At 59.9% G+C, this 23,928-nt stretch carries 21 protein-coding genes; 7 read left to right on the top strand and 14 right to left on the bottom strand.

Annotated elements, in window-relative coordinates:
• Positions 1 to 108 precede the first annotated feature (108 nt).
• A complete protein-coding gene (locus P3T23_RS13085) occupies positions 109 to 1,278 on the top strand; it encodes a M20 aminoacylase family protein (RefSeq protein WP_429316577.1) in 1,170 nt (389 codons plus the stop codon).
• 52 nt (positions 1,279 to 1,330) lie between these two features.
• A complete protein-coding gene (locus P3T23_RS13080; protein ID WP_429316576.1) occupies positions 1,331 to 2,119 on the top strand; it encodes an ABC transporter substrate-binding protein in 789 nt (262 codons plus the stop codon).
• 98 nt (positions 2,120 to 2,217) lie between these two features.
• Here the strand turns inward: P3T23_RS13080 and P3T23_RS13075 are convergent, their stop codons facing one another.
• Genes P3T23_RS13075 through P3T23_RS13065 form a run of 3 tightly spaced genes read right to left on the bottom strand, consistent with a single transcriptional unit; the run spans position 2,218 to position 5,065 of the window.
• Complete coding sequence (locus P3T23_RS13075; protein ID WP_429316575.1) at positions 2,218 to 2,988, bottom strand: ATP-binding cassette domain-containing protein; 771 nt, start codon at positions 2,986 to 2,988, stop codon at positions 2,218 to 2,220.
• Complete coding sequence (locus P3T23_RS13070; protein WP_429316574.1) at positions 2,988 to 3,977, bottom strand: ABC transporter permease; 990 nt, start codon at positions 3,975 to 3,977, stop codon at positions 2,988 to 2,990. The genes P3T23_RS13075 and P3T23_RS13070 overlap by 1 nt, the downstream gene beginning before the upstream one ends.
• Positions 3,978 to 3,985: 8 nt before the next feature.
• Positions 3,986 to 5,065, bottom strand: a complete 1,080-nt coding sequence (locus tag P3T23_RS13065; protein ID WP_429316573.1) for a sugar ABC transporter substrate-binding protein — start codon at positions 5,063 to 5,065, stop codon at positions 3,986 to 3,988.
• A 334-nt stretch (positions 5,066 to 5,399) separates the two neighbouring features.
• Between P3T23_RS13065 and P3T23_RS13060 the strand changes: the two genes are divergently transcribed.
• A complete protein-coding gene (locus P3T23_RS13060) occupies positions 5,400 to 7,142 on the top strand; it encodes an IlvD/Edd family dehydratase (protein WP_429316572.1) in 1,743 nt (580 codons plus the stop codon).
• A 30-nt stretch (positions 7,143 to 7,172) separates the two neighbouring features.
• On the opposite strand, the gene P3T23_RS13055 is transcribed toward P3T23_RS13060, so the two are convergent.
• Positions 7,173 to 7,901, bottom strand: coding sequence for a FadR/GntR family transcriptional regulator (locus tag P3T23_RS13055; RefSeq protein ID WP_429316571.1), 729 nt, complete (start codon positions 7,899 to 7,901; stop codon positions 7,173 to 7,175).
• A gap of 363 nt (positions 7,902 to 8,264) precedes the next feature.
• A complete protein-coding gene (locus P3T23_RS13050; protein ID WP_429316570.1) occupies positions 8,265 to 8,855 on the bottom strand; it encodes a TetR/AcrR family transcriptional regulator in 591 nt (196 codons plus the stop codon).
• Between the two features lie 215 nt (positions 8,856 to 9,070).
• Here P3T23_RS13050 and P3T23_RS13045 point away from each other — a divergent pair, with 215 nt between their 5' ends.
• Positions 9,071 to 9,847 carry an SDR family NAD(P)-dependent oxidoreductase gene (locus tag P3T23_RS13045; RefSeq protein ID WP_429316569.1) on the top strand — a complete coding sequence of 259 codons (777 nt, stop codon included), beginning with the start codon at positions 9,071 to 9,073 and terminating at the stop codon, positions 9,845 to 9,847.
• A 90-nt stretch (positions 9,848 to 9,937) separates the two neighbouring features.
• Here P3T23_RS13045 and P3T23_RS13040 read toward each other — a convergent pair whose 3' ends face one another.
• The 4 genes from P3T23_RS13040 to P3T23_RS13025 form a co-directional block, all read right to left on the bottom strand.
• Positions 9,938 to 11,038: an NAD(P)H-dependent flavin oxidoreductase gene (locus P3T23_RS13040; protein ID WP_429316568.1), complete on the bottom strand. Its 1,101-nt coding sequence runs from the start codon at positions 11,036 to 11,038 to the stop codon at positions 9,938 to 9,940.
• A gap of 187 nt (positions 11,039 to 11,225) precedes the next feature.
• A complete protein-coding gene (locus tag P3T23_RS13035) occupies positions 11,226 to 12,140 on the bottom strand; it encodes a LysR family transcriptional regulator (RefSeq protein WP_429316567.1) in 915 nt (304 codons plus the stop codon).
• Positions 12,124 to 13,203 (bottom strand): LysR substrate-binding domain-containing protein, encoded by a 1,080-nt coding sequence (locus P3T23_RS13030; protein WP_429316566.1) that lies wholly within the window; start codon positions 13,201 to 13,203, stop codon positions 12,124 to 12,126. Before P3T23_RS13030 ends, P3T23_RS13035 begins: the two co-directional genes overlap by 17 nt.
• Before the next feature lie 12 nt (positions 13,204 to 13,215).
• The gene (locus P3T23_RS13025) at positions 13,216 to 14,028 is read right to left on the bottom strand and encodes an oxidoreductase (protein WP_429316675.1); all 813 of its coding nucleotides are present in this window, start codon (positions 14,026 to 14,028) and stop codon (positions 13,216 to 13,218) included.
• On the opposite strand from P3T23_RS13025, the gene P3T23_RS13020 reads away from it, so the two are divergent.
• Together P3T23_RS13020 and P3T23_RS13015 are read left to right on the top strand one after the other, a co-directional pair.
• A complete protein-coding gene (locus tag P3T23_RS13020; RefSeq protein WP_429316677.1) occupies positions 13,909 to 14,193 on the top strand; it encodes a hypothetical protein in 285 nt (94 codons plus the stop codon). The two genes, P3T23_RS13025 and P3T23_RS13020, sit on opposite strands and share 120 nt — an antisense overlap.
• A gap of 508 nt (positions 14,194 to 14,701) precedes the next feature.
• Positions 14,702 to 15,463, top strand: coding sequence for a carboxymuconolactone decarboxylase family protein (locus P3T23_RS13015; protein WP_429316565.1), 762 nt, complete (start codon positions 14,702 to 14,704; stop codon positions 15,461 to 15,463).
• Positions 15,464 to 15,528: 65 nt separating this feature from the next.
• Here the strand turns inward: P3T23_RS13015 and P3T23_RS13010 are convergent, their stop codons facing one another.
• The 3 genes from P3T23_RS13010 to P3T23_RS13000 form a co-directional block, all read right to left on the bottom strand.
• Complete coding sequence (locus P3T23_RS13010) at positions 15,529 to 16,824, bottom strand: MFS transporter (protein ID WP_429316564.1); 1,296 nt, start codon at positions 16,822 to 16,824, stop codon at positions 15,529 to 15,531.
• A gap of 788 nt (positions 16,825 to 17,612) precedes the next feature.
• A complete protein-coding gene (locus tag P3T23_RS13005) occupies positions 17,613 to 19,439 on the bottom strand; it encodes a cytochrome c biogenesis protein DipZ (RefSeq protein ID WP_429316563.1) in 1,827 nt (608 codons plus the stop codon).
• Positions 19,440 to 20,226: 787 nt separating this feature from the next.
• Positions 20,227 to 20,925 (bottom strand): HAD-IA family hydrolase, encoded by a 699-nt coding sequence (locus P3T23_RS13000; protein WP_429316562.1) that lies wholly within the window; start codon positions 20,923 to 20,925, stop codon positions 20,227 to 20,229.
• Between the two features lie 405 nt (positions 20,926 to 21,330).
• On the opposite strand from P3T23_RS13000, the gene P3T23_RS12995 reads away from it, so the two are divergent.
• The gene (locus tag P3T23_RS12995; protein WP_429316674.1) at positions 21,331 to 22,059 is read left to right on the top strand and encodes a haloacid dehalogenase type II; all 729 of its coding nucleotides are present in this window, start codon (positions 21,331 to 21,333) and stop codon (positions 22,057 to 22,059) included.
• Between the two features lie 62 nt (positions 22,060 to 22,121).
• Here P3T23_RS12995 and P3T23_RS12990 read toward each other — a convergent pair whose 3' ends face one another.
• Both P3T23_RS12990 and P3T23_RS12985 read right to left on the bottom strand, forming a co-directional pair.
• Positions 22,122 to 23,009 carry a LysR substrate-binding domain-containing protein gene (locus P3T23_RS12990; RefSeq protein ID WP_429316561.1) on the bottom strand — a complete coding sequence of 296 codons (888 nt, stop codon included), beginning with the start codon at positions 23,007 to 23,009 and terminating at the stop codon, positions 22,122 to 22,124.
• 701 nt (positions 23,010 to 23,710) lie between these two features.
• On the bottom strand, positions 23,711 to 23,917 hold the full coding sequence (locus tag P3T23_RS12985) for a tautomerase family protein (RefSeq protein WP_429316560.1): 207 nt from the start codon (positions 23,915 to 23,917) through the stop codon (positions 23,711 to 23,713).
• Positions 23,918 to 23,928: the final 11 nt, after the last annotated feature.

Below are 23,928 nucleotides of genomic sequence, written 5' to 3'. Positions count from 1 at the left end.
GATATTTCGCTGACTAGCATTCCGACCAGTGCACACATCTGCGTCGTCCGAACACCTGAGGGCGTCGTGCGACGACAGAACCGGTCCACTCTCCAAAGGAATTCGTCAATGGTTCAAGACTGCGTTTTGCCCGGCATCGCCGCGATTCAAAAGGAAATGATCGGCTTGCGCCATCGCATTCATGCGCATCCGGAGCTGGGTTTTCAGGAGGTGGCAACCAGCGAACTCGTCGCCGAATGCTTGAGCAAGTGGGGATACCAGGTCACGCACGGTGTGGGCAAAACCGGCGTGGTCGGCACATTGAAGAACGGACAGGGACCATCCCTTGGATTGCGCGCCGATATGGACGCGCTTCCCATCAGCGAGGCGACAGGCTTGACCTATGCCAGCCGTAACGACGGCGTCATGCACGCATGCGGCCACGACGGGCATACCGCTACATTGCTGGCCGCAGCAAGGTATCTGGCGGAAACGCGAGCGTTCTCCGGCACGCTGAACCTGATTTTCCAGCCCGCCGAAGAAGGCCTCGGCGGTGCGCAAACAATGATGGAAGACGGCCTGTTCGAACGCTTTCCGTGCGATGCCATCTTCGCCCTCCACAACGTTCCGGGTTATCCGGCAGGCCACCTGGGCTTTTTCAGCGGCGCATTCATGGCGTCTGCCGACACCGTCACCGTTCGCGTGGTGGGTCGGGGCGGACACGGCGCCGTGCCGGACAAGACCATTGACCCGATCGTCGTATGCGCGTCGATCGTGACGGCGCTGCAAAGCATCGTGTCGCGTAACGTAAGCCCGCGGGATCTGGCCATTATCAGCGTCGGGTCGATTCATGCGGGTGTCGCGTCGAATGTGATCCCGCCGTCGGCGGAGATGCTACTGACCGTCCGGGCGCTTGCACCGGATGTGCGCGACCTGCTCGAACGCCGGATTCGCGAACTGGTGCACGGGCAGGCTGCAAGTTTCGGTGCGCACGCGGAGATCGACTACTTCCGTTGTCATCCGGTGCTGATCAATCACCCTAAAGAAACGGACTTCGCGCGCCAGGTGGCGGTGGAGTGTCTCGGCGCGCAGGCGATCATCGACGATCTCGAACCCTTCACCGCCAGCGAGGACTTCGCCTGCATGCTCGAACAATGTCCTGGCAGCTACCTCGTGATCGGTAATGGGGACGGCGAGCGCAGTTGCGCGCTACACAACCCCGGCTATGACTTCAACGACGACTGTCTGGCGGTGGGCGCCAGCTATTGGGTCAAGCTGGCCGAGCGATTTCTGGCATGAACGATACGCCCGGCACACAACCCGTTCAACAAACGACATTAAGGAGAATCACATGAAGAAGACGCTTGCGGCGATCCCGTTCGCTTTGATGATGTTGACCGGCGGCGCGGGTGCCGCCGATTGGTCCGGCAAGGAAATCAGGCTGGCGGTGGATCCAACGTACCCGCCGCTGGAGTTCAAGACGCCGGACGGCAAGCTGACCGGCTTTGGCGTGGATATCGCCAACGCGCTTTGTGCGGAACTTCGTGCGCGGTGCGTATGGGTTGAAACGAGCTTCGACGGAATGATCCCCGGACTGCTGGCGAGAAAGTTCGACGCGATATCGTCGTCGATGAGCATCACGCCGAAGCGCATGCAGCAGATCGCGTTCACGAACAAGATCTCGAACGCACCGGCCCGGCTGGTGGTCAAGCGCGACTCCGATCTGCTGCCCACCGCCGCCTCGCTAAAGGGCAAGCGCGTCGGCGTCGAACAGGGTTCGACCCAGGAGGATTACGCGAGAGCGAAATGGGAGCCGGCCGGCGTGCAGATCGTCTCTTACCAGAACCAGGATCAGGTCTACACAGATCTGATCTCGGGACGGCTGGACGCGGCATTTCAGGCATCGATAGAAGCGAGCGAAGGCTTTCTCAACAAGCCCGAGGGCAAGGACTACAGGTTTGCCGGTGCGGCTTTGGACGATCCGAAGTATTTCGGCCCTGGCGATGGTCTTGGCCTTCGCAAGGAGGACGTCGCGTTGCGTGATGCATTCAATCAGGCACTGGCTGCCGTGCTCGCGAATGGAACCTACGCACGGATCAACAGGAAGTACTTCGACTTCGATATCTACGGCGCTAAGTGAGCCTGCCTCGGCGCCCGCCGCCTCGATCAACCGGGGACCGACGGTCAGCTTCGCCGTCCGTCGGTCCCCGGTTGGCTTGAACAGATCTGCCAAACCCCTCACCGCCCCATCGTCCGCATCGCCCGATATTCACGTCGCACGATATCCATCAACTCCTCAACCGACGTGCTCGCCGCCTCCCGCTGATACGTCACGCGCCCTCGCTGCATCAGCATGACGCGGTCCGCAATATCGAGCGTCTGCGCGTAGTTGTGCATGATCATGATGATGGACAAACCGCCCTTTGCCTTCAGCCGCAAGATCAGGTCGATGATCAGCCCCGCCTCGCGGGCGCCCATCGCCGCGAGTGGTTCGTCCAGCAGCAGAATCCTTGCGTTCGAATTGACCGCGCGCGCGACTGCAATGGCTTGTCGCTGACCACCTGAGAGCTGCTCGACCGGCAGATCGACCGACGGCACGGTCACGCCAATCTCTTCGAGACACTCCGCTGCGCGGATACGCATGGCGCGGTTGTTCAACAGCCGGAACGGGCCTGGGCGGATGATCTCCCGATTCAGGAACATGTTGTGATAAATGCTCAGGGAATTGGCCAGCGCCAGATCCTGGTAGACGCATTCAACGCCAAGCGAACGGGCGTGATCAACCGAGCGAAGCATCGTCTCCTCGCCGCCCAGGAAAAGCCTGCCACTCGTCTGCTGATGAAACCCGGTGAGAATCTTGATCAGCGTCGACTTGCCCGCACCGTTATCGCCGAGGATGCCGAGGATCTCCCCCTGCCTGAGCGTCAGCGATACGCCATCGAGCGCCGTGACCGCCCCAAAGCGCTTGACAATATCTTCGACGCGCAGCGCCTCCGACACGTCCGACATCACAACTCTCCCTTGCGTGCCAGACGAACGACGTGGATGTTGAAGATCATGGCGGCCAGGATCGCAGCACCGAGAATCATGTTGAAGGTGAAGGCATTGATGCCGATCAGCGTGAACCCGTCATTCAGAATGCCAAGGACTGCTGCGCCGATCAGACCGCCGATGATCGTGCCCGAGCCGCCGGCAAGTGGCGTGCCGCCGATCACCGCGGCGGCGACTGCGAGGAACATGATCTGGTTGCCCCCTGCCTGCGGATCGATCGAAGAAATCCGGAACCCCTCCAGAATTCCGGTGAAGCCCGCGAGCACCGCGGCGATAACGAAGTTGCCGAGTTTCAGGCGCCTGATATGGATACCCGCTTCGCTCGCGCCTAGCGGATTCGCCCCTGACGCGATCGTGTGCAAGCCCCAGCGCGTATGCCGGAGCAGGACGTGCATGACGGCGGCAATCGCGATCGCCCAGATGATTTCGCTGTAGCCCCACGCCCCCATGAACGCCGCGAAACCGGCACTCTCGGGCGGTGAAACCGGAGTGCCTCGTGAAATCGTCAACGTGAAGCCGTTGACGAAAAACAGCGTACCGAGCGTGGTGACAAAGGATGGGATCCGCAGGTACACCGTCACGGCACCGTTGATGAACCCGACGAGGCCGGCCGCAAGCACGCCGGCCAGCAACGCAATCCCGGCGGGCAAGCCGGCCTCGTGGGCGAAATGCATGACGAAGGGCGCGAACGCGAAGACCATCCCGGCGGAAAGATCGATCTCCCCGCCAATCATCAGCATGATTTCGCCAAAGGCAATGAGCGCAACCGGGGCGATGAACTGCGACAGGTTCTGGAGGCTGGCCCCCGTCAGCAGAAAATCATGGTTGGCTGCCTCGAAGTAGGCACTGAGGATCAGCGCAACCGCGAGGATGCGAATCTCGCTCGACCGCACGATCGACCGGGACCAGAGTCCCGATCGTCCGCTGGATTTTTTAGTGTCCGTCACAGAAGACGTCACCCCTTGATCGCACCCGTGCGCGGCACGATCTGAGGCTTCGTGCTCTTGCCTTCATAGCGTGTCGAGGTATTCAGGTAGGGTTCGACCGTGCCTTTAGTGACGAATTTCAGGCCCGTGTTGACATTGGCGGGTCCGACAAGCCCACCGGACGACAGGAAGACGAACGCCTGGACCACCGTATAAAAACCTTGCACGTAAGGCTGCTGATCGATCGTGAAGTCGAGGAAGCCTTCGTGAATCAGCTGGACCGTGCGCGGCAACAGGTCAAAGCCGCCGCCATGCACGCCCTTGGCTGGCAGGTTGGACTCTTTCATCACCTCCGCGACGCCCTGGGTACTGCCCGCATCGACCGCGAACATGCCTTTGAGGTCCTGGTGGCCGAGGTAAAACGACTTGATCTTCGAGAGCTCCTCGTTGACCGTCGCACCCGTCGCGATGGTCTGCACGTCGATTTTCTTGCCCGATTTCTTGATCGCCGCGACCGCGCCGTCGAGCCGGGGCTGAATGTTGAGCTGGCCTGGCGTCGCGATGAAGAGCCCGACCAGACCGCTATCGACGAGGCTTACGATGCGTTCACCCATCTGATAGCCAGACAGATACAGATCCTGGCCGATGTAGGAGAGACGAGGGTTCGACGAGCCCTGAGGGGCATCGGCGTTATAGGCGAACACCGGGATGCCTGCGTCGAGCGCCGCCTGGATCGGCTTGTCGAACGCCTTCGGATCGACGATCGGCACGGCGATGGCGTCGGCTTTGCCGGCAATTGCCGCGTTGACCGCGTTCACCATCTCGGCAATGTCAGCATTGGCCGAGCCGGTCCACTGATAGTCCATCCCGAGCAAAGCCGTGGAGTCCTGAATGCCATATTGCGTCGGAACGAAGAACGGGTTCGTCGTGACATGGTTGACGAATACGATCTTCCAGCGCTTGTGGTCCGGAAACGGACCCGCTTCCGCAGCCTGTGCCGGCGTAATCGCTCCGCCTAGCAGCGCCAGTGCGGCGCCGAGGCCCGCACCCTGCAGCAATCCGCGACGCATGACCTGCACTTCGCCCTTGCCTTCCTGCTCTTGCGCCATGTCATCCTCCAGTCTCTCAGTTATTGAATAACTCACTGTGCATGACGGCGCAGGCCGGGAAAGCGCCGGTGCCGGGCATCACCACACCTCACGAACCACGTGTGCATGCGCGTGCGCCTGACGACCCTGCGGAAAATGCTATATCACGCACTTTTACCTATTAATCGATGTATACCCTTAACTAGTCCGACTATTTGATCGCGGCCGGCAGCACGAATGCGGGACCGGTCGCGGACCTGTTCGCCGGCCGTGGCTCGAACGTTCCCGATAGCGATCTGCACTATGTGCCGTTTTAATAGTATTACTATCAAGGCAGATCCAGGAGGAGACAGACATGAAGGACGCCAAACGCCTGCTGCGCTCTGCCCAATGGTTCGGTTCAACCGACAAGAACGGCTTCATGTACCGCAGCTGGATGAAGAACCAGGGTATCCCTGATCACGAATTCCACGGAAAACCAATTATCGGGATCTGCAATACCTGGTCGGAGCTGACGCCATGTAACGCACATTTTCGTAAGCTCGCCGAACACGTGAAGCGCGGCGTACTGGAGGCTGGCGGCTTTCCGGTCGAATTTCCCGTGTTCTCCAACGGCGAATCGAACCTGCGCCCGACCGCGATGTTTACACGCAATCTCGCGAGCATGGATGTCGAGGAGTCGATCCGCGGCAATCCGATCGACGCGGTCGTCCTGCTGGTGGGTTGCGACAAGACCACACCGGCGCTTCTCATGGGCGCCGCAAGCTGCGACGTACCGGCGATCGCCGTGAGCGGCGGCCCAATGCTCAACGGCAAGCATCAAGGCGGCGACATCGGTTCCGGCACAATAGTCTGGCAATTGAGCGAACAGGTGAAGGCCGGCAAGATTTCGCTGCACGACTTCATGTCGGCCGAAGCCGGCATGTCGCGTTCGGCGGGTACCTGCAATACGATGGGGACCGCCTCCACGATGGCCTGTATGGCCGAGGCGCTCGGCGTCACGCTGCCGCACAACGCAGCGATTCCCGCGGTGGATTCGCGCCGCTACGTGCTCGCCCACATGTCGGGCATGCGCATCGTCGAGATGGCGCTTCAGGACCTGCGTCTGTCGAAACTGCTCACCCGCGCAGCATTTGAGAACGCGATCCGCGTCAATGCAGCCATCGGCGGGTCGACCAACGCGGCGATCCATCTAAAGGCGATCGCAGGCCGCATCGGCGTCGGGCTCGAACTCGACGACTGGACCCGGATCGGGCGTGGCACGCCGACGCTGGTCGATCTGCAGCCGTCGGGCCGCTATCTGATGGAGGAGTTCTATTACGCCGGCGGTCTGCCAGCGGTGCTGCGGCGCCTTGGCGAAGCCGGCCTGCTGCCGCATCCGGATGCGCTGACCGTGAACGGCCAGTCTCTATGGGACAACTGCAAGGACGCCCCGCTCTACAACGATGAAGTCATCCGCCCGCTCGACAGACCGATCGTCGCCGACGGAGGCCTGTGCGTGCTGCGCGGCAACCTCGCACCCAATGGCGCGGTGCTCAAGCCCTCCGCGTCCACGCAGGCGCTGCTGCGGCATCGCGGGCGCGCGGTGGTCTTCGAAAACCTTGAAGACTACAAGGCACGCATCGGCGCCCCAGACCTGGACGTGACCGCCGATTCGGTTCTGGTACTGAAGAACTGCGGCCCCAAGGGCTACCCCGGCATGGCCGAGGTGGGCAACATGGGGCTGCCGCCGAAGCTGCTCGCACAAGGCGTCACGGACATGGTGCGTATATCCGACGCGCGTATGAGCGGCACCGCCTATGGCACGGTGGTGCTGCATGTGGCGCCCGAGGCGCGCGCGGGCGGCCCGCTTGCGGTCGTACGGAACGGCGACTGGATCGAACTGGATTGCCATGCGGGGCAGTTGCATCTCGATGTCAGCGACGACGAACTGGCCGCGCGCCTTGCTGCATGGAAACAAGGCCAGCAAACGGCGCCAGCCGATGCGAGCGGCTACCGTCATCTCTACGTCGAGCACGTTCTGCAGGCCGATCAGGGGTGTGACTTCGACTTCCTGGTAGGCTGCCGCGGCGCAGACGTGCCGCGACATTCGCACTGACGGATGCAAGCGCCGTACCCCTGGCGAGCGTTACGCGGGGTGGTGGCTGCCGACTTCGAGGATGCTCTCGGCATCCGCGCGGGCGTTCTCGAGCTGGACCAGACTGGCGTGCCGCGCACCCAGTGGATCGCGGTTCTGGATGGCCGTGAGGATCGCCTTGTGCCGTGGCAATGACAGCGCATGGGTATCGGGATGGCGGCTCGTCAGCTTGATCGACTCCGACAGGGCGAGCGACAACATGTTGCCTATATACGCCAGCATGTCGTTGTGTGTCGCCGTCATGATCGCGCGATGAAACTCGAGGTCCGGATCCAGCAGCGCGCTGGCGGTTTGCGCGTGCTCCATCCGGTCATAGGCGGATGCGATGCGCGCAACCTCGTCGCTGGTCGCCGCGGTGGCGGCGAGTGCCGCTGCTGCAGGTTCGATGATGCGGCGCACCGTCAATAGCGAACTGAAAAATTCGCCTTCCGGAACGCTGCTGATTGTCCAGTACAGGACGTCGGGGTCGAGCATATGCCAGTCCGCACGCGGCTTCACGACACTGCCGACACGCGGTTTCGACACGACCAGTCCTTTTGCCACCAGCACGCGTGTCGCCTCGCGCAGCACCGGGCGGCTGACACCATAGCTCTCGCACAGGACCGCTTCCGCAGGCAACCGCTGTCCCGGCTGCAGCTTGCCGCTCACGATATCCATGCCAAGTTCCTGCACGATGCGACCGTGCATGCTCTTGCGTTCTTGAAGATGACGATAGTCCATGGTCAGAGATCGCGGTCGCGCACGGCTCAGTTCTGCTCCGACCGATGCAGCGTTTGAGACGGCACGTACTCCGTCGATAACGCGGATACTGGTCTGCCACGATGAGCGCCGATGCGTTCCTGAAGCATAGCACGCGCCCTATGGCAGCACCCGGCGGTCGATGCGCCTCGCTCGTCAGCTGATACTTGCGGTGTTATCGCCGTCGGGCTTGTTCACGATGAGGTGTCGCGTTGCCATGTCTCTGGCTGCAGAAGTGTCAGGCAGGGACCAGGACCGCACGGTCTTTCTCTCGACCTAACGCATGGCATCGAAGCGAGCGTGCGACCTGAAAACAATCAGTCCCGCCAATCTTGCAATGCGCGTCTAACGCGCTACAGCGCCGACGGCGTCCTGCGTCATGACGAGCGCCAGCGAGGCGGACAGAATCGACTTCGCCAGTTCGTCGTCGTCCACGGCGCGCGCAAGCGTAATTGCCCCCACGATGGTCGCGACAATGCCAAGCGCCGAATGTCCGCTAGCATTGGACGTGGCCCGCGCTATTCGTGACTCCAGCTTGCGCACGTATCCGGTCAGTCGTTCCCTGACGTCCGGATTCGCGTGTCGCGCCTCTCCAGCGAGTGCGCACAACGCACATCCGCTACCGGGATTCTTCACGTGACGCTCACTGAGGAAGGCCTCTGCGATGGATTGCAGCGGCGTTTCCGTACGCTTGCCAGGCTCGGTTGGATGGGACGCCAGGCGCTTCTCGCTTTGACGGACCGCATGCTCGAGCGCTTCGAGGATCAACGCATCACGCGAAGAAAAATGGCCGTAGAACGCGCCATGCGTCAGCCCCGCGCTGCGCATGCAATCAGCGACGCCGAGCGCCTCGATGCCGTGTTCGCGAATCTGTCGCGACGCAGTCTCCAGAACGCGCTGCCTGCTCTCAGCCTTTTGTGCCTGCGAATAACCCATTTTTCGCCTCGTAGCGCCCCGTAGCGCTTGACAATCTGCATGACGAGCATAATACTGAATTTGAGCATGATGATCAACATACAGAATTTCGATGTTGTCGACGTTCATGCAGGTTCGAATGCGGCTGCTTTTCTGCGCCGCGTGACAGATTCTTGCGCCGCCAGCCGGCGTCGCTTTCGGCGCGATTTCGCGGCGTAATACACAGGAGAAGGATGATGCGTTTTACTGGAAAGACAGCTCTCGTGACCGGGGGCAATAGCGGCATTGGCTTTGCCACGGCGAGGCGGTTGATCGCCGAGGGCGCCCGTGTTGCGATCACCGGCCGCGATCGTGCGAAACTGGACGCGGCAACGTCCGAGCTCGGCGAAAACGCGCTGGGCATACAGGCCGACCTCGACGATGAAGCCGGGGTCGAGTCGCTGTTCAAACAGATCGAGGACGCCTTCGGCTCGCTCGACATCGTTTTCGCCAACGCCGGGATCTCAGGTCCGACTCCCCTCGGTGGCACGACAGCGGCGGCGTTCAACGCGATACTTCGCACCAATCTCACCGCTGTCTTTCTCACGGTTCAATCGGCCCTCCCATTGATGAAAGAGGGCGGCTCGATCATATTGAATGGTTCGGTGATGCGCGAGCTAGGCTCGCCGGGGTCCGCCGCTTATTCCGCCACCAAGGCTGGCGTCACCGGGATGGCGAAGGTGTTTGCGTCCGAACTCGTTCAGCGCGGCATCCGCGTGAACACCGTGATCCCGGGCGGCACGCGCACGCCGATCTGGACGCGCGGCGCAAGAGCCGGAGCGACCATCGATCAGGTCGAAGAGGCGTTCGCGCCCAGCATTCCGCTGGGTCGCCTCGCTATGCCGGAAGAGGTTGCGGCGGCTGTGCTTTTCCTCGCGTCCGACGATGCTTCGGGAACGACGGCGGCGGAGATCGTCGTCGACGGTGGCATGACCGGCGCGCCACGGGGCGCGCCTATGTTCCGCAAGGGGTGAACGGCAAGGACAGGCATGCATTGAGGCAATCGACACGCGCGGGATAGCCGGCGTGTCGACGATTACCGTCTAGCCCTATAGCAAGACCCGTCAGCCCGCAAACTGCTGCAACTGTCTGACAGCATCCCGCAGCTCGCCCTCCAGTTGGGCGAACAGTTCAGCCGCAGGCAATGACCTTGCCAGAGCGGCTGCCTGCCCTGCCCATTGCGCACCGTATCCAAACTCTCCCTTCGCTTTGGCTGCCGCGTGAAGCGCCTTTCCTGCGTCGTACGCGACCGGATACACGGGCGGCTTAGGCGATTGCGCGTCGTCACCGAGTTCGGTGAATCTGTTCACCATACTTCTCGCGATCCGCCCGGAGATCGCTGCCGTAAACGTTGTCTGGCGCGCCGGGGCTCCAAGCATCGCACGGCGATAACCTTCGTCAATCGACGTTTCCGGGCAGGCAACGAAGGCGGTTCCGAGCTGAGCGGCCTGAGCACCGAGCGCCAGCGCCGCCGCAATCCCGGCGCCATCCATGATGCCGCCAGCGGCGATGACCGGCAGATCGAATTCCTTAACCAGCAAGCGAGTCAGAGCAAACGTGCCCAACCGGTCGTCAAACGCATCCGGGTCGAAGATACCGCGATGTCCGCCCGCCTCGATGCCCTGGGCAACAATTGCGTCGACACCCGCTGCGGCAACCTGAGCAGCCTCCTTCAGATTCGTCGCCGAGGCCAGCAGCCTGATGCCGGCTTTTCTCAGGTCAGCGATGACTTCGGAGGGTGGCAAACCGAAGTGGAAGCTGACAATCGCTGGCTTCTCTTCGAGGAAGACCTCCAGCATGGCCGGGTCCGCAACAAAGCTCGTATAGATCTCCGACAGCGACGCAGGCGGCTTGGCTCCGTATTTTTCGAACAGCGGCGCGAGCCAGCTCAACCATTGGCGATCGACTGCTTCGTCCGCCACCGCAGGGCTATGACAGAAAACGTTGATGTTAAAAGGCTTCCCGGTCAGTGCCCGCGTCTCCTTGATGACCTTGCGCGCGCCCTCAGCGTTCATCGCTCCCACCCCCAAAGAGCCCAGGCCCCCGGCATTGGATACAGCAGCAGCCAGTGCAGGCGTGCTGACGCCAGCCATTGGCGCCTGAATGATCGGCTTTTCGATGTTCAGCAAACTCAGTAACGCTCGTTTGTCCGTCTGGTTGCTCATCTCGCTTCCTCTTCAAATTGGGTTTGTCGCCAATGCCGTCTACCCGATCCTGTGCGTCAATCAGAACACCAGTCGGAGTCCGGCTTCGTTAAACGTCTGTTATGCGGACGTCTCGCTCGCCTTGGCGAGCAAACCCGGCAGACCCGATGCTTCACAGTCCACTGATCGAAACGTTCTGCTCGCCCGCCTAGGCCCCCAGTCTTTGCATCAGAAAATCCACAAAACTGCGCACACGCGACGACAGATGCCGTGAGTGCGGATAAAGCAGGATGAACGGCCTCGAACACCCCCCATACGGCTTGAGCAGTTCCTTGAGCGTTCCGTCCGCGATATCTTTCTCGACAATGAAGCGATAGGTCTGGAATACCCCTGCCCCATATCGAGCCAGGGTCACCCCCGCAAGCGCATCGCCTGATGAGCCATACCCTCCGCGCGTCACCATCTCGACGGATTCGCCATCCCGCTTGAAATCCCAGGCCAGGTTGCGACCGGTACTCGGCAATTCGAACTGGATGCAGTCGTGGTTAATCAGATCGTCCGGCGTGTCCAGTCTGGCGACAGCTCTGCGCAGGTACGCGGGTGATGCCACGACGACCAGCTCCGAGTCCTCGAGCTTTCGCGCGATCAGACTGGAATCCTGCGGAGCGCGACCCCGGATCGCCAGATCGTAGCCTTCATCCGCAAAGTCGATGTTTCGGTTGCTCAGGTGCGTTTCGACGGTGACATCGGGATAACGCTCACGGAAGTCCGCCAACAGCGGGAGAACACGATAGTGACCGTACGGCGTTGGCATGCTGATTCGCAAGACGCCAGCCGGGGTTGTCTGTTGCCCTGTCGCTTCGCGCTCCGCATCCGCGAGCTGGCCCAGCGCCTGCCGGCACTGCTCGAAGTACCGCTTTCCAAGGTCCGTCAGCCGGATCTGCCGCGTCGTCCTCACGAACAGGCGTGCACCCAGGCGTTTTTCGAGCCGCGCCACTGAACGGCTGACCGCAGCCGGCGTGACGCTTGCAGCCGTAGCAGCGAGCGTGAAACTCCCCAGTTCCGCGGCAAGACAGAACAGTTCGATACTGCCCAGAAGGAGGTCGTCAAACTGGCGCTGCATGGTCTTTCAATGACATACGTTTCGTGCTCCTGTCGAGCGCCTCCTGAGCGATGACACCTCCCGTTGGAAAGTGCCGTCGGGCTTCCACGGATCGAAGTAACGCTTCGTACGCGCTGCTGACGTACGTCGAACGCGCGATCAGCCAGGTATCGATCGTGGCAATTTCCTGCGTCCGGACATCGATCGGGGCGCGCTGCACATCCAGTATCGACTTCGGGCAAAGCGCAAAACACGATCCCGCCGCTACGGACGCGAGGATTGAGTGGTACGACCCGAACTCCATCACGTTCCAGTAATTGTCTCCCTCAAACGCCCTGGTGCTCAACCATCGCTCGAGCACGCTTCGATACGTGCAGCCCCTGGAGAATGCAGCCAGCGTTGTTATCTTGAGGTCCTCCGGCCGGCTTGCAGGAGGGTGGTTGGGCGGCAGCACCAACAGCATCTCTTCCGCGTATGCCCGTGTTGCCTTCAATCCGCGCTCGGTAAACCTTGTGTCAGGTTCCGGAAAGCCATCGAAACCCGCCTCGGCGACAAACGCGCAGTCCAGCCGGCTGTTCGCCACATCGTCGACCAGTGAACAGGATGTACCGATCGACAGTTCCAGATGAACCTGCGGCCATCTGCTGTGGTACGACGAAAGAAGCGCCGGCAGACGCGTCGCTGCGGTACTTTCCATCGCGCCAATGCGCAACTGACCCGTGGGTTGATCCGGCGTCATTGCCTGACGCGCTTCTTCAGCGAGAGAAAGCAGGCGCTGTGCGTAGGCGAACATTCGGTGCCCGTCAGGCGTCAAGGTCATCTTCCTGCCGTCTCTCGAGAAGAGCTGAACCTTGAGTTCCTCCTCGAGCAGCTTCACCCGTGTCGTTACGTTTGACTGGACCCGCGCCAGATGCTGCGCTGCCCGAGTGACGCTTCGCTGCGTTGCGACTGCACAGAATATTTCTAGCGATGAGAGGTCCATTTCGCGCTCGGTGAGATTCTCACTCGGGGACAATACCTGTCGATTGTTCATCTCGAGGAAATCGCCGGTCAACCGGCAGGCGGGCAGACCGACTCCGGGCATCCCGCAATCCGGTCACGAGAAATCAGTCGATTTCGAAACCGCTTCCCACTTGTCTATTTCGGTGCTCAGCACAGACAACTTATCCCGGACCACGCTCAGAGCGTCATTGCCGAGCAGCAGATGAACCGGCGGCTTATCCATCCCGACGATATCCAGAAGGACCTGGGCAGCCCTTGCCGGATCGCCTGCCTGCCTTCCGTCTTTTGCCATGCGGGCCCGGCGAACCGGGTCGAAGACCGGGTTGTAGTCGTCTATTCTGCGCTCCGTGCGCACCATCGAGCGGCCGGCCCAATCAGTCCGGAATGCGCCTGGTGCGACAGCGGTTACCTTGATGCCAAAACCGCGCACTTCCTTGTCGAGTGTTTCCGAGATCCCCTCGAGAGCGAACTTGCTGCCGCTGTAGTATGAGATACCGGGGAATGTCACGAAGCCGGCCATCGACGTGATGTTGACGATGTGACCCGTGCGCCGCACACGCATCGACGGAAGCACCGCCTTGATCATCGCCACGGCTCCGAACACGTTGACGTTGAACTGGCGGATCAGTTCATCGAGCGGTGACTCCTCAAGGGTTCCTTCATGGCCATATCCAGCATTGTTCACGAGAACGTCGACCGGCCCCACGCGCTCCGTGACGCCTCGAACGATTGGCTCAATCGATGCAAAGTCGGTTACCTCGAGAACCACGCCGTGAGCGAGGCCTGCATGCAGCTTCTCGAATTCCGCTTTTGCGGCCTCGCTTCTGACTGTACCTATGACGGCGTTTCCGGCGGCCAGTGCAGCTTCAGCAAACGCCCGGCCAAAGCCAGAATTTACGCCTGTAATCAGAAACACCCGCTGGGCAGCATTGTTCATCGCAGTTCACCCTTCCATATTCGCAAACGCCACAGCGCTCATATCTGCTGCTTGCGTGGAACCATTCAACCGGAAAAACTCCGTACAAAAATCGACGAAGGTCCGAAACCGCACGGGCAGCAGCTCGCGGTGTGAATTGCAAGATCTGCCCGCTGCACAAACCGGCCCTATCGATCAATTCAACTGAACACGACGCACCAGGACACCCGTCATCGACAGGCGGAACCGGGTTTTCAAATGACAGCCGATGCTGCCTCCCGACGTTCAGGATCACGTACCGTGATGACGACAGGCTCAGATACCAGCGTTACCCGAATTTACTTCGCTTCGATTATTGCCTCATCGCGTATGTGCAAGCTTAGCAACGTTTCAGGGAGGGCACGCGCGGTTTGTGATGATAGGGGTATCGCTCGAATCGATAGCCAACGACCTCTATCGTTTCGATCCGGAATGTCCGACACATTGAACACGTCGGCTGCTCGATAACGCTCGCGGGTTTTCGTTGCACCGCGTACATATGTGCTTGACAGCTTCGCCTCATCGGCAACAGTCAATCGCGGCAACGCGACACTCAATCCGGTACTATCGAACGCAATAGCATCGTGCGGATGCCGGTTGATCAATCTCGATCTGGGGAATAGACATGGCTCTGACTGTCAGGCAACAAGCGATAAAGGATGAGTTCATCCGTGTCCGAAATACGTGGGCTCCGCAATGGGAGAGCATCCTGCGCATGGACTGCGAGTTTCTGCAAGCCTATCTGAAGCTGTCGGCGGTTCCCCTGACGCACAACTACCTTGAGAACAAGGTAAAAGAATTCATCTACGTTGCCGTCAATGCCTCATCGACGCACCTGTTCGCGCCTGGCATCCAGATGCATATCAAGGCGGCGATTGAATTCGGCGCCACACGTGATGAACTCATGGAAGTACTCGAGCTAACCAGCACAGTCGGCATCCATGCATCGAACGTAGGGGTTCCGATCCTGCTCGAGGTTCTGGAAGAAGAAGGCTTGACGAATGGCGCGGCGCTTCTCGACGAAAGACAGGAGGCGCTCAAGCGACGCTTCACTGAAGAACAAGGGTATTGGGATGCGTCATGGAGCGCGCTGCTAACACTTGATCCCGATATGTTCGAGGCTTACTTTGAGTTCTCCGCGATCCCCTGGCGCACCGGCAAGCTCGATGCAAAAACAAAGGAGCTCGTGCTCTGTGCGCTGGATGCGGCAGCCACCCATTTGTACAAGCCGGGCATCAAAACGCATATGCGCAACGCGATCCGGCACGGAGCGACCGCGCACGAAATCATGGAAGTGCTGGAAATCGTGAGCGTCATTGGCATTCACGGCGCGCTTATCGGGACACCCATGCTCGAAGATAGCCTCGCGGCGTCGGCCGGGAAATAAGACGACGCAGGAAGGACTACCCGCGCCGGCCTTTTGCACCATCTACTGCGCTTTACCCCACGTTGTCACGGCTGCATCGCCGCCGGCGCTTGCTGATGCTTCGCCCACCGGTCGGCGATCGCGCAGGCAATCAGCACCCCGCCCGTCACGAAGAAGACCCAGCGCATGCCGAAATGCACGCCGATCGCCCCACCGAGGAGCGGGCCAATAACCTGGCCCGCATACTGCGCGGACTGAAGATAGCCGAGCATTTTTCCGGACTGTCTTTCGTCGACCGAATGACGTACAAGCTTGGCAATGGACGGCAACAAACCGGCAAGTGTCATGCCCATCAAACCACGCAGCACGGCGAGTTGCCACCACTCGGTGACGAACGCCTGCGGGATCATCACGAGCCCAGTCGCGATGAGGCACCCGATAATGACGTTCCAGCCTCCTATGCGATCTGCGAGTGCGCCAAGCCGTGCGGCCATCAACATGCTGCCGAATGCAGAACAGGCCATCACGATCCCCGCAACGGTAGCCAGCCTGTCATGACTCACACCAAGCTGGCCGATGTATACAGTAATGATCGGCTCGATAGACATGTTTGCAAGCAACACCATCATCGCCGTCACGAGTAAGGCGGCCATCGTCGCATAGTTCTGGCGCTGCGCCGCGACGGCAGTCTTGACGGCTTTCGATTCGCGCGTGGGAGGCTTGCTGAAGTCTTCGCGGACCAACGTAATCGTCAGGATCGCAGCCACCGAAATCATGCCACCCGCTGCGAAGAATGCACCACGAATCCCAATCAGGTTCGGCAGAAAGCCACCAACCAGCGGACCGACCAGATTACCTGCGAGCACGCCGGTCGACAGCACACCCAGCGCCCAACCCGAGCGCTCTTTCGGAGCTTGAGTGCCGATCATCACAATCGCCGCAGACGCATAGCCCCCTACGAGACCGGCGGCGAAGCGCAGCGCCACCAGTTCGTAGACGTTGTGCGCAAGACCAATAGTCGACATGACAACCGCCATTCCTACCGCCGCCCTGATCAACATCGGCTTGCGGCCATACCTGTCTGCAAGCTGCCCCCAGATCGGCGCAGTCACCGCCGTGCCAAGAAACGTGACGCCGAATGCGACGCCTGACCACTGCACAACCGCCGAGGTCGAGGTCACCCCCAGTTGCTGAACGTAAAGCGGAAGGAACGGCAGCAGCATGCTCAGGCTGACGAGCGTCGTGAACGACCCGAACACGCAGATCACCAGGTTTCTACGCCAGTACTGAGCGTTGCGCTCGGCATAGGTGCCCCGCTCGGCGGATTGAGCGGCGCCCGGGCGCGTGCTTGCAGGATTGTCCGTTGTGTAGAGCCGATCCATCAGTTACCTCGTTGTATGAGGGGTGAATGCAAGATCTGCCTGCTGCGCGCAATTGTCCTTTCGAATGAAGCAACCGGACACGACACAACAAGACACCCGTCATTGACAGGCGAAACCGCGCTTCGATGGCAGCCGACGCTGCCGCCCGATGTTCCAGATCAAGTAACGTGATGATGACGGACTCAGATACGTGCGTTGCTGCGATCCACTTCGCCCTGATTGTTGACTCATCGCGTGGAAATGAGCTTATCAACATTTCACGACAGCACCCGCGGTTTGTGATGATGGGGGTATCGCCCGGATTGATAACCCACGAACGTTATCGTCTTGCCGCGGAATGTTTCCGGCTGCGCCCGGATCGCCCGGAAAACCATGGTGCATGCGGGTCGGAGGCGTGGATTGAAAGAACCCCGCTTTGCTTTTGCCGGACGCCGAGACATTCCAGTAGACCGCTTCTCCTCATTTGATACACCGCGTAAAAACACATTTTCTCTGGAAGTTGCGTGCAAACGCGACCATCGAAGCCCAGATGGAATCGTCTCCTGTTACTGCCCAAACGGATCCGACAATGCAGCGCGCAAACGATCATTCCCCTTCGTGCACGGCCTTGACGAGGTTGTTGCGGAGCATCACGATCACCTTCTGTATTCTGGGGAACTCTTCGGGTGTCAAGCCGCAAGCCTCCACGAGGTTCATATCCAGAACTTTTTCGCGCAAAGGCGCAATCAATAAAGGCGGTTCTGCCCGCACAGGACGATACCGACGGGCAGATTCGAGGTTGCGACGATCTAGCCGAACGTGAATGAATAGGCACTGGCGCCTGGATCGAGAAATTCGATGGAAAATGTCCGGTCCCTTACCGGGCCTGCCTGTCGCACCAACTGGTACAGACGCTCGCGATCCACTACGCCGCTGCCATCGGCCGCGACGTCTGCGCCGTGCGATGCTCCCGGCGGGCCACCATCGACAGTCACGCGGAATCGAATGGGCTTCCGGTCAGAAGCCGGCCCCAACACCAGATGCAGATCACGAGCGTGAAATCGATACACGATCTTTCCTGGTGCGGTTGCGAGTTGCACCCGATCCGCGCCGATCTTCCACGGTCCGCCAAGACTCCAGTTGTTGAGCGACATCGTGGCAGGAGAGGTGTAAGTGCGAAGCTCATCAGGCAGTACCGCTTCGACTGACGCGAAACCCTGAGCCTGCTGGTAACCGACATAGGTTTCAGTCGAAAGCAGATCTTTTGGGTCCGACGCCGCCTGCGAACCGCTCGCGCCAGCTGCACCAGTTGCGCTGGGCAGCTTCGAGTGGCCCGCCTCGGATAGCAACTCGCGGACTGCCTGCTCCGATTTGTCGTATTCACCCTCTCCAAAGTGGTGATATCGGATACGGCCCTGAGCATCGATGATGTAGAACGCTGGCCAGTATTGATTGCCGAACGCCTGCCAGATTGCATAGTTGTTGTCGATGGCGACCGGGTAGTCGACTCCCAGATCAGATGCGGCCCGCTTCACATTTCCGATGCTGTGCTCAAACGCAAATTCCGGGGCATGCACGCCGACGACAACGAGTCCCTGGTCGTGATATCTCTTCGACCACGCTTTCAGATAAGGCAACGTGCGAAGACAATTGATGCACGAGTAGGTCCAGAAATTGACGATGACAACCTTCCCTCGCAGGTCGTCCGCTTTCAAAGGCGGTGAATTCAGCCAGTCGACCGCGCCAGACAGCGACGGCATCTTGCCCTCAACCGGTAATGGTGCCAGCATGGATGCATTCCTGACCTCGACCAGAGGGTCGGCAGTCGATGCGTTCGAAGACTCCCGCGATGTCACGGGCGACTGAATGGGCGCGTCATCGTTAGCGGCAAGATTCTTCAACGCTGTTGGGCCACGCGACAGCCGATCGACGAGTTTTTCTTCGATGCCTGCCGTTGTAGCTGCCGGAATATGCGCCAGCACACGCGTATCGAGCCCCAACGCGATCGCGGCGACGGCGAGCAGGATTGCTGCGCCAATTGCCCGCCGGAAACCCTCGGCAATCCCACAGGAGCGCTTCAGCGCGGCCAACACGCGCCCTCCGATCATCAAGGCGATCGCGAGCGAGGTCGACGCTCCCGCCGCGTATCCAAGCAGTAACAGGGTTGTGTCTCCATTCGCCCGATGAAGAATGGCCCCTGTGAGAACAAGGCCCAGGATCGGCCCTGCGCACGGCGCCCAGATCAAGCCGGTCGCGATGCCAAGAATGACCGAAGATACGATTCGAGGATTCGCACCATCGTCTCCGCCAAATCTCGCAAGACGGTTTCCCACGTTCACAAGGGGACGCATGAGCCGCTCTGAAAACACGGGAAGCAGCAGCGCGAATCCGAAAATCCCAAACAACGCAGTCGCAACCCAGCGGCCATATTGATTGACCTGCGTGACCCATGCCCCTCCTGCAACCGCGAGGCTCGCGACCGCCACGAAAGTCAGAGCCATACCAGCCAGAAGCGGCAAGCCACTACGAACGAACGGCTGATCAACGCGCGAGAATACAAAGGGGAGCACGGGCAGGATACAGGGACTCAGTATCGTGAGCACACCACCCAGATAAGCGAGGATGATAAATAACATAGGGTTGCGCTTCCTTTCCGGTCACTTCAGCCCGAACGTCGACCCCAGAGCGATGAACGTCAAATCGGGGGGACGCAACGCCGCTCGTATATGCCTGCAGTGCAGGCTGGTTTCGCCCCGGTCTGATCCATCGCGTCGACCATGAATCGGCGCAGCAGTGCCGTCTCGTGAAAGATGCGGAGATTGCAATGAACAGTACGGGCGAAGCCGGCGTTGACGCATTAAAACGCGCGAAAGTATCTCGCTTGTGTCGACAGGAACAGCCTGTGCAAGCTTATGTATCAGCGTCTGGGGCTGATACATTGCGATACAAACATAGGACTTGTTCCTGTGGGGAATTCCAGTTTTTCCATTAACGTCGTATCCGATGTTATCGAATGCGCTTGACATCGCCACGCGAACAGACGATCATTCGACTTATCCGCTTTAATCGTATGCGATTTATGTGCGGCCCCGCAGGATCAAAACACGGAAGTCAGCACGGCCGAACGCAGCGCCGGCGTCGATGCACAGCGCGCATACGGCGGCGTGACCGCCGGATCCTCTCAATCGGGGAGCCGTAGGGGCTTCTCCCTCCAGGGTGGTCTCTTTGCCCACCACTGATTGCATTTGAAACGTCATCGCGTAGGATCGCAGTGCACTATGCGGTGACGATGTTCGCCCGGTCTTCTGATGCAGAGCGTAGCCAGGGATCTCGGGCGCAGTGGTGTCCTTCGCGAAAGCCAGATTCTCGAGGTTCGGGATATGCCCCGTTTCGGGTACGAGGCACGGGTTCGCTTCGTGACTGTCAGCGACCCGCCTCCACCGCGTCCGCCAGTTCGGCCAGGGCATGGAAATGATAGTCAGGTTTCGTCATGGCCGACTCGATGGTGCCGCCCGATCCCTTCTGCGCATGACGGCGCTCGATCCAGCATGTGGCAATTCCCAACCGCATCGAAATTCCAATATCGTGATACTGGCTTTGTGCCACGTGCAGGTTGTCTGCCTGCGTATAGCCCCATTTCTCCTCAAAGCGACCACGCGCATAAGCGAAGTAGCGCGCGTCGGGCTTCTCGCATAAGGCATTGTCGCAGCTCAACTCCAGGTCGAACGGCTGCTCCAGAGTCGCAGCGAAATGCTTGAGCGCCCAGGTTTGCGCATTAGTCATGGTGACCAGCCTGAAATGTTTACGCAGACGCTTGAGCGCCTCGACCGAGTCTGAAAATGCCGGCCATTCGGCCACGGAATCGCGAAAGCCCTGTGCAATCGCGTCGCTGTCGGGCAAGCCCAAAACAGGTGCGACGACATGCCAGCAGCGCACCAGGTCGTCCGGATACGCGATGGTATCTCCGCTTTTGCGAGCCTGACGGTAAGCGGCAAGGAAGTCTTCGTCGGAGACCCTGGCGTCTTCTGCGACCGCATGCAGACAATTGAGCATGCCGCGCTCAAAGTCGATCAGCGTGCCGACGACGTCAAAAGTGAGCACCTTGAAATCGGTGAGTTTCATGTTTGCGGATCCTTTGCCTGTCTTGCCGAGTATCTTCAATATGGACCGCTTTCGCGGACAGTTCAAACATCGTGCGGACTTGCCGCAGGGTTGCCGGCTTCGTCACACCAGCCATAACAAAACAAGGACCACGCCGCCCCTCATCGTGGCGCAACCGGTTCTCCCGGCGTACCGCAAAGCCCTGCGTTAAAAGGAATATACGAGCCGACGTTCCAGATGGCAATTCCCGAATTGTTTGATCAGACATAACATGGTGTTATGCCAAACCTGCGCGGAACTGCACGAACGAACGCGTCGCTCGTCGTCGAAACCTGAGCGCGTGCGCAGCGGGATCAGGGCGACGCGACTTAACGGCACAGAGCCGGGGTAGACTTGAATGATCTCGATGGTGACGAGGGGGCTGACGTGATCAATAGCCCGGAAACAAAGGCTCTCCTGTTTGACGTCTTCGGGACGGTGGTCGACTGGCGCAATGGAGTCGCGCGAGAGCTGCGTCCGTTCCTCAGCCGTCATGCTTTAGCCGTCGACGCATTCGAGCTTGCAGATGCGTGGCGACGTCAGTACTCGCCTGCCATGGAAGAGATACGCAGTGGCCGACGGCCGTTTGTGCGGCTTGACGTATTGCACAGGGAAAACCTCGACAAGGCGCTGGCCGAGTGCGGCATCAATCCCGGTTCGATTTCTGCGGATGAGCTTGATGAACTCAATTTCTGCTGGCATCGGTTAGACCCGTGGCCTGATTCTGTCGAGGGTCTATTGCGGCTCAAGCGTCGCTTCATGATTGCCCCTCTCTCGAACGGCAATATCAGGCTGATGCTGGACATGGCAAAACGGGCAGCACTCCCTTGGGACGCGATTCTGGGTGCAGAGTTGGTTCGGGCGTACAAACCGTCACCGCAGGTCTATACCGCAACCGTCGAAATCCTTGGATTGAACCCTGCAGACGTCTGCATGGTCGCGGCACACAACGCCGACCTGGCAGCAGCGCGCCGTTGCGGATTGACGACGGCTTTCATAGTAAGACCCACTGAACACGGCCCGGCGCAGACAAGCGATCTGCATGCCGAGCAGGCATGGGACTTCGCAGCGACGGACCTGAACGACCTCGCTACGCAGCTGGGTTGTCCCACCTAGTCATTCGGCCTGCGGACGTTTGAACCTGCTGTGCTCTCCAGTCCCACATCGACTCGCCCATACTACGCGGCGGCCATGACGGGACCCAGCTGGGAGCGTGCGACTTCGACGAAAGCCTCCATCGCACTCGACACGTAAGCGTCGTGTCTGCGGATGAAAAGTGTCTCCACGTGCGCCTTTTCCGGTGCTATCTCATGAATGGCGACAAGGTCTTGGGCGGCAGCAGTCGCCACCACGCCTCTAGGCAGCAACGTCACACCGATTCCCGCGGCCACGCACGCGATAATCGCGTCCATCGAACCGAATTCCAGCGGCGTTTTGACAAGGATGCCCATTTCCGCCAGCAACGCCTCGAGCCTTTGGCGATACGAACATCCGAGACGGAACACGATCGTTTTGAGATCCTGGGCCGATCTGAGCGCTTCGAGCGAACGCATCGTTCGCGGCGTGACGAGGACCAGCTCCTCCTGGAAAATCGTTTCGATGTGAAGATCGGGATGATCCAGCGGGCCGGCAATGAACGCGCCGTCGAGGCGACATTCGGCAACATCCTGCGTCAGGCTGCAGCTCGTGCCGGTCGTCAGCGAGAGTCTGACCTGCGGATACATTCTCGCGAAGTTGCTCAGGATTGGCGAAAGACGAAGGGCGGCAGTGGTCTCGAGCGTCCCAAGTACAAGGGTCCCGTTAGGTGGACCCTCATCCAGGGCCGCCATTTTCGCGTCTGAAACGAGCTTTGCAATGCGGGCGGCGTACGGAAGCATCCGTTGACCTGCAGGGGTGATGCTGACCCCGCGCACGTGGCGCTGAAACAGCGCCACACCCACTTCCCGCTCTAGCGAACGTATCCGTGCGGTGACGTTCGACTGAACCGTGTGTAGCTCTGTCGCTGCCCGATTCATACTTCCATGCCGGGCAACGGCCTCAAACACCTTGAGGTCGGCAATGTCCATCCTTTGCACCTCTATCAACTGAACATAACCCGCACAAAGCCACGTTACCCGACCAAGCTACTTTCATTACTGCACGATACTCGATACCTTCGACTTATCGCGCCACTTTGCCAGGACCGCCAGCGACTCCCCTGATAACAGCGTGCACTGCGGGGGCACACAATGCGCTTCCGGACTATCCAGCGCCATCGGCGACACTCGAACGGGAAGCTCTCCGATCAAATCGTCTGCGCTTCACGATCACGACGTAACCGCTGAATGCGACAACTATCCTACACCAAAGCAGGATTAAGCATACGCGTGAAACAATGCTGAAAGCCTCGTCGTAGCCGGCACAAGACTCTTTCCTTTGCGTCACAAATCAGGCTCGTTGCGGCGGTCCCAGGCTCGTCGTCGACCGGATATTCACTCGCACAGTCAGCAGCCGGGCGCATTAGCTCCCGACCGGCCCGACATACGGGCTGCCCTCTATCGAAGCATGAGTCCTGCCCCGGTCGATGTCCGCCTGCAAGGATATTGGATTGCCAATGTCCGGCTCTTTTTTCTTGATTTCGTGGAAGCCGGGCAAGACGGGACAAATAGTTATTCATGATTGTGTGAGGGGCGGCAATGCGCCCCACGTCACCACCGGGCAGGTTGGCCCGGTGCGAGCGAGCCAGTTACCCGACGTGGGACGGGGCCAGCTCCTGGAAAGCACTTAGTCAGCCCGCGCCCTTTCTCCTGAAATCTTCGCCGTTGATACGGCTCGAGACGCTAATATTTTCAACTGGATGTTCGTGCAGGATCACGTTGATGATCTTCGGATCCGAGCCGATCGAATCATGCGTGACCTGAATGATGTCTCTGATGAGTTGAGTACGACGCTCCTGCGTCAGACTGGCTTTAATGTGGCATTCAATAAAAGGCATGGTTGTCTCCC

Source organism: Paraburkholderia sp. GAS448 (assembly GCF_050435685.1).
In the GTDB taxonomy this organism is placed as follows: Bacteria; Pseudomonadota; Gammaproteobacteria; order Burkholderiales; family Burkholderiaceae; genus Paraburkholderia.
Note: the sequence above shows the minus strand (reverse complement) of the source record. Positions and strands in the feature narration are given on the sequence as shown.

Coding starts and splice junctions, on each gene's coding strand:
- P3T23_RS13075 (WP_429316575.1), bottom strand. CDS start 2,988: ATGTCGGACGTGTCGGAGGCGCTGCGCGTCGAAGATATTGTCAAGCGC.
- P3T23_RS13050 (WP_429316570.1), bottom strand. CDS start 8,855: ATGGGTTATTCGCAGGCACAAAAGGCTGAGAGCAGGCAGCGCGTTCTG.
- P3T23_RS13055 (WP_429316571.1), bottom strand. CDS start 7,901: ATGGACTATCGTCATCTTCAAGAACGCAAGAGCATGCACGGTCGCATC.
- P3T23_RS13010 (WP_429316564.1), bottom strand. CDS start 16,824: ATGGATCGGCTCTACACAACGGACAATCCTGCAAGCACGCGCCCGGGC.
- P3T23_RS13020 (WP_429316677.1), top strand. CDS start 13,909: ATGCAGCTTCTCGAATTCCGCTTTTGCGGCCTCGCTTCTGACTGTACC.
- P3T23_RS13000 (WP_429316562.1), bottom strand. CDS start 20,925: ATGAAACTCACCGATTTCAAGGTGCTCACTTTTGACGTCGTCGGCACG.
- P3T23_RS13080 (WP_429316576.1), top strand. CDS start 1,331: ATGAAGAAGACGCTTGCGGCGATCCCGTTCGCTTTGATGATGTTGACC.
- P3T23_RS13030 (WP_429316566.1), bottom strand. CDS start 13,203: ATGCCCGGAGTCGGTCTGCCCGCCTGCCGGTTGACCGGCGATTTCCTC.
- P3T23_RS13065 (WP_429316573.1), bottom strand. CDS start 5,065: ATGGCGCAAGAGCAGGAAGGCAAGGGCGAAGTGCAGGTCATGCGTCGC.
- P3T23_RS13040 (WP_429316568.1), bottom strand. CDS start 11,038: ATGAGCAACCAGACGGACAAACGAGCGTTACTGAGTTTGCTGAACATC.
- P3T23_RS13035 (WP_429316567.1), bottom strand. CDS start 12,140: ATGCAGCGCCAGTTTGACGACCTCCTTCTGGGCAGTATCGAACTGTTC.
- P3T23_RS13045 (WP_429316569.1), top strand. CDS start 9,071: ATGCGTTTTACTGGAAAGACAGCTCTCGTGACCGGGGGCAATAGCGGC.
- P3T23_RS12985 (WP_429316560.1), bottom strand. CDS start 23,917: ATGCCTTTTATTGAATGCCACATTAAAGCCAGTCTGACGCAGGAGCGT.
- P3T23_RS13085 (WP_429316577.1), top strand. CDS start 109: ATGGTTCAAGACTGCGTTTTGCCCGGCATCGCCGCGATTCAAAAGGAA.
- P3T23_RS13015 (WP_429316565.1), top strand. CDS start 14,702: ATGGCTCTGACTGTCAGGCAACAAGCGATAAAGGATGAGTTCATCCGT.
- P3T23_RS12990 (WP_429316561.1), bottom strand. CDS start 23,009: ATGGACATTGCCGACCTCAAGGTGTTTGAGGCCGTTGCCCGGCATGGA.
- P3T23_RS13005 (WP_429316563.1), bottom strand. CDS start 19,439: ATGTTATTTATCATCCTCGCTTATCTGGGTGGTGTGCTCACGATACTG.
- P3T23_RS13060 (WP_429316572.1), top strand. CDS start 5,400: ATGAAGGACGCCAAACGCCTGCTGCGCTCTGCCCAATGGTTCGGTTCA.